At 68.4% G+C, this 4,587-nt stretch carries 6 protein-coding genes; 5 read left to right on the top strand and 1 reads right to left on the bottom strand.

All coding sequences use genetic code 11. The features are described from left to right. The 4 genes from AC08OV_RS23680 to AC08OV_RS23665 form a co-directional block, all read left to right on the top strand. The coding region (locus tag AC08OV_RS23680; protein WP_476620344.1) for a transposase at positions 1–573 on the top strand (573 nt) is incomplete at its 5' end. 444 nt (positions 574–1,017) lie between these two features. Continuing rightward, the gene (locus AC08OV_RS23675) at positions 1,018–1,563 is read left to right on the top strand and encodes a DUF6262 family protein (RefSeq protein WP_476620343.1); all 546 of its coding nucleotides are present in this window, start codon (positions 1,018–1,020) and stop codon (positions 1,561–1,563) included. A gap of 198 nt (positions 1,564–1,761) precedes the next feature. Next, positions 1,762–2,079: a nucleotidyltransferase domain-containing protein gene (locus AC08OV_RS23670; RefSeq protein ID WP_476616028.1), complete on the top strand. Its 318-nt coding sequence runs from the start codon at positions 1,762–1,764 to the stop codon at positions 2,077–2,079. Further along, a complete protein-coding gene (locus AC08OV_RS23665) occupies positions 2,076–2,405 on the top strand; it encodes a HepT-like ribonuclease domain-containing protein (RefSeq protein WP_476616029.1) in 330 nt (109 codons plus the stop codon). Before AC08OV_RS23670 ends, AC08OV_RS23665 begins: the two co-directional genes overlap by 4 nt. A 193-nt stretch (positions 2,406–2,598) precedes the next feature. On the opposite strand, the gene AC08OV_RS23660 is transcribed toward AC08OV_RS23665, so the two are convergent. Continuing rightward, positions 2,599–3,090: an IS630 family transposase gene (locus AC08OV_RS23660; protein WP_476616030.1), complete on the bottom strand. Its 492-nt coding sequence runs from the start codon at positions 3,088–3,090 to the stop codon at positions 2,599–2,601. 95 nt (positions 3,091–3,185) lie between these two features. On the opposite strand from AC08OV_RS23660, the gene AC08OV_RS23655 reads away from it, so the two are divergent. Then, positions 3,186–4,587, top strand: a 1,402-nt coding sequence (locus AC08OV_RS23655) for an ISKra4 family transposase (protein ID WP_476616031.1), incomplete at its 3' end; no start/stop codon positions are given.

Below are 4,587 nucleotides of genomic sequence, written 5' to 3'. Positions count from 1 at the left end.
GGTCTGGGCGACGCCGGGTGGGTGGTTGCCAAAGCGGTGTTGCCGCCGGTGCCGAGGGGCGGCCGGCCCGGGGCGGGCCCTCACCGGGGCATCGTGGGCGCCTTCCGGTACGTGGCCTGCAACGGGATCGTGTGGCGGGCGCTGCCGGCGGGCTTCCCGGCGTGGCGGGCGGTCTGCGGCTTCTTCGACCGGTGGACGGACAAGGGCGTGACCGCCAAGGTCCAGGGCGCGTCGCGGGGCGGGGTCCGGCCCGCGGGGGTCATGGACCATCCTGAAGGCCACCGTCGAGACCGCGTCGAGACCGCCCGGGAGAACCCCGGCCGGAAAATCTCCGGGGCCCTGGCCCTGCCGGGACGAGGGGTGGTCGAACGCACCCTCGGCTGGCTCACCGCTCACCGGCGGCTTGCCCGCGGCTCCCGCGCCTATGGACGTCATCCCGCCACCTCCGAATCGTTCATCCACATCGTTCATCCGCTGGGCGATAGTCCGTCCGAGCTCTTCCGGCCGGGAGGCTTTGCCGCCCTTCCAAAAACGCTACGAACTAGCCGGAAAGTCGGCAAGTTTTGTGAATAAATGGTTTTTTGCGCATTCTGCGGATCAAGGTCGGCGGTGAGGGGCCGCTGGTCACGGCGGAAGAAATCGCCGGCGGCGGTGTGTCACCGCCGTGGGGGCTGGCACGCAGATCGCACAGTGGTGAACGCTGCGAACGAGCCGGCAAGCCGGCAAGTTTTGTGAATAGACAGCTTTTTGCGCATTCTGTGCAGACGAGGAGCTGGCCCGCACCGGCGAGCAGCGCCGCCAGGACCGCGACCGCCAGCCCACCCCCACACCGGCCTTCTCCGACGACCGCCCGAACACGATCTTCCGCAGCACCGTGAGCCCCGCCCGCAGCGCCTCACGCCCGGTCTCCCGCTCGGCGTCCCGCTCAGCCAGCCGGCCACGCCGCCAGGCGTTCTCCGCCAGCACCCCCGCCGACGATCGCGCCGCCCACCACCCGCCCAGCCGGGGAATCCACTGATGGCCGGCGACCCACCCGAGCCGCTCGCCGCGGCCCGCCGCGCCGACAGCCAGCGCCGCCGGCAGAAGGTCCTCGACACCCTCACCCGGCTCCAGAAAGCCGGCGAGGAGATCACCGTCTCGGCGGTCGCACGCGCCGCCGACGTCGACCGCTCATTCCTCTACCGGCACCACGACCTGCGCGCTCACGTTCTCACGCACGCCACGGAACCAGCCGGCGCAGCGCCCAGCCCCCGGATCAGCCAGCGGTCCCTGCTCGCCGACCTCGCCAACGTCCGCGCTTACAACGAGCGCCTGCGCCAGCAGAACGTCAAACTCACCCAACGGCTGTCGACCATCCTCGGCGCACAGGCATTCCACGCCGCCTGCCTCGCCGGAACCGACGAGGTAGCCGCGCTCCGCGAGCGCATCACCACCCTCGAACACCAGCTCCTCGACGCCCGCCGAGACCTCAACGACCTCCAGGACGAGCTCGTCGCCGCACGGACAGCGAACCGCAACCTGATCAGCACGCTCAACAGGCCAGCGCCGCACCCATCCGCGTGAACAACACCTGTCGCACACCCAGAACAGACCGCTGACCAGGAAAAACAGCACCATCTACCAAGATCATCCGAAAAGAAGTCCTGACCTGGCTCCGGACAACTTCGCTGTCCACGGAAACGGGATCACTCCACAACGATCCCGGCAGCAGCTGTTGTGCGATCCTGATAGCGGGCCAGGCTTCTCCCGGAAGGGGTCGTTGTGACGACGAAGGTTGATCGTCGCCGGCGGGTGACGTTGAGTGAGTTGCGTCGGCGCCGCGCAGACGTCTACGCGGTCGCACAACGCTACGGCGTCAGCAACATCCGCGTCTTCGGCTCGGTCGCCCGCGCCGACGCGGACGACGACAGCGACCTCGACCTGCTCGTCGACCTTGCCCCGGGACGGGGTCTGTTCGACCTCGGCGGCTTCATCAGCGAGGCCGAGTCGGCACTCGACGTCCACATCGACGCGACGACGGTGGCCGGCCTGCGACCCCGGCTACGCCAGCGCGTTCTTGCCGAGGCCGTTACCCTGTGAGGTCCGACGACGAGCGCCTGCGCGACATCGTCGAACACGCCGAGCTGATCGGCGCGCATCTGCCCGCCTCGCGGGACGAACTGGACAAAGATGTCGTCCTCGCCGCTGCCCTGATCAGGTGGGTGGGGATCATCGGAGAGGCGGCCGCACGGCTGTCCGATTCCTTCCGAAAGGGCCACCCCGAGGTTCCCTGGGCCGCGATAGCCGGCATGCGCAACCACCTGGTACACGGTTACTTCGCGGTCGACGCGGACTTGCTCTGGGTCGCGGTCACAATCGAAATCCCCGGACTTGCTCGGACCGTGCACCCTTGGCTCGATGACTGACCTTACAGCCACGCGACAGCACGTCTTGTTGGTTCCGGCGCCTGTCTCGCCGCGATGGAGGCGTGCTCTAGGGGCGGGGTTGCTGCTGGCACGCGACGGCGCCACGGCCGCCGAACTGACCGCCGTCGTCGACGGTGCGATGGCAGCCTGGCCTTCCTGTATCGACTAGTGGAGCGTGATTCTGATTCCTTTGTCAGCCGTTGTTGGCAACCAATTTCTTGATGTTGGTCTCGACGAGTTTGACCTTGGCCAGAATCTCCCCGGCTGTCGCGGTCCAGACGAACGGCTCCGCAGTGGAGTTCCAGTGCTCGATGTAGTCCCGGATCTGTTTGATCAGCACCTTGACCGAGCTGAAGGTGCCCCGCCGGATCGACTGCTTGGTGATGATACCGAACCAGTTCTCGATCTGATTGATCCACGACGATCCTTTGGGAGTGAAGTGGAACGTGATTCTGGGGTTCTCCTCGAGCCACTTCATCACGTCGGGCGTCGTGTGCGTGGAGAGATTGTCGAGGATGATGTGGATCTCTTTATCTCTGTGAGGCTCAACGGCTTTCTTGATGAACTCCAGGAAGTCGTCGCCCGTGCGGGTTGGGTAGCATTCACCGAAAACCTTTGGGTGTAGTTCCGGTCGAGTGAGATCATTTTGGTAGCGATCATCGAGTGCTGTGCCGGGGTTGGTCAAGAAGGGGGCTCCTTCTCGCTACGTTCCGTGGTGACGAAACCAAGAGGACGTGACAGCGAGAAGGAGCCTGCGTGTCAGGGTATGAGGAGCCGGTCGTGCCGCCGTCGGCGGGGCCGTTCACCGAGGCCAGGGCGCGGTACCTCGCGTTGGAGGCGCTGCTCGCCGGCGCGGACGCCCGCGCTGGCACGCACGACGAGGTCGAGGAGCTGGTCGACCGGCACGGCCGCGAGGTGTTGCGGGCGCTGTTCCAGGGCCATCTCGACCTGCGGGCCGGACAGGAGACGCGGGCTGACCCGCCGCCGGTCGGCGCCGACGGCGTGGCGCGTACCCGGACCGAACGCGGCCATGACCGGCGGCTGGTGTCGCAGTTCGGGCAGGTCACGGTCACGCGTAACGCCTACCGCGCGGCGGGGGTGGGCAACCTGCATCCCGCGGACCGGGCGCTGAACCTGCCGGTCGGGCTGTACTCGCACACGCTCGCACGCAGGCTTGCCCGGGAGGTGACCCGGGGCTCGTTCGACGACGCGATCGACGCGGTCGCCCGCGCGACCGGCCAGGTCCTGGGTAAACGGCTCGCCGTCGAGCTCGCCCGTGGCCTTGCCGCCGACGTGGCCGCCTTCTACGACCAGGCCCGGCCCGAGATCGCCGGCGCCGGCCGGTTGCTGGTGCTCCAGTTCGACGGCAAGGGCATCGTCATGCGCCCCGAGGCGCTGCGCCCGGCGACCGCGAAGGCCGCCCGGCAGGCCACCCAGCGGCTCGCGACCCGCCTGTCACCCGGGGAGAAGGCCAACCGTAAACGGATGGCCGAGATCGCCGTCGTGCACGACATTACCCCGGCGCCGCGCACCGTCGACGACGTCATCCCCCGCCGCCCGAAAGCCCAGGCCGCCAGCCCGCCGCAGCCACGGGCGGACGGGCCGAAGGCCACCGGGAAGTGGCTGACCGCCTCCGTCATCGACGACATCGCCACCGTCATCGCGGCAGGCTTCGACGAGGCGCAGCGGCGCGACCCCCACCACCAGCGGACCTGGGTCGTGCTCGTCGACGGGAACAACACCCAGATCGAGGCGATCCGCACCGAGGCCGCCCGCCGCTCGGTCACGGTGACCATCGTGGTCGGCTTCGTCCACGTCCTGGAGTACCTCTGGAAAGCCGCCTGGTCGTTCTTCGACCCCGGTGACCCCGACGCCGAGGCCTGGGTCAGCGACCGGGCCCGCCGAGTCCTGGCGGGCAAGGCCAGTGACGTCGCGACCGGTCTGCGTCGCCGCGCCACCTACAACGGCTACAACTCCACCGAACGCAAGGGCGCCGACACCGCGGCGGACTACCTCGACGCCAAGGCCCCCTACCTGCGCTATGACCTCGCGCTCGCCAACGGCTGGCCGATCGCCACCGGTCTCATCGAGGGAACGGCGAAGTGGCTCGTCAAGGACCGCATGGAGATCACCGGAGCCCGCTGGGGCCTCGACGGCGCCGAGGCCGTGCTACGGCTACGCA

This window comes from Frankia sp. CeTa3Moorea, assembly GCF_978021225.1.
Note: the sequence above shows the minus strand (reverse complement) of the source record. Positions and strands in the feature narration are given on the sequence as shown.

Coding starts and splice junctions, on each gene's coding strand:
- AC08OV_RS23675 (WP_476620343.1), top strand. CDS start 1,018: ATGGCCGGCGACCCACCCGAGCCGCTCGCCGCGGCCCGCCGCGCCGAC.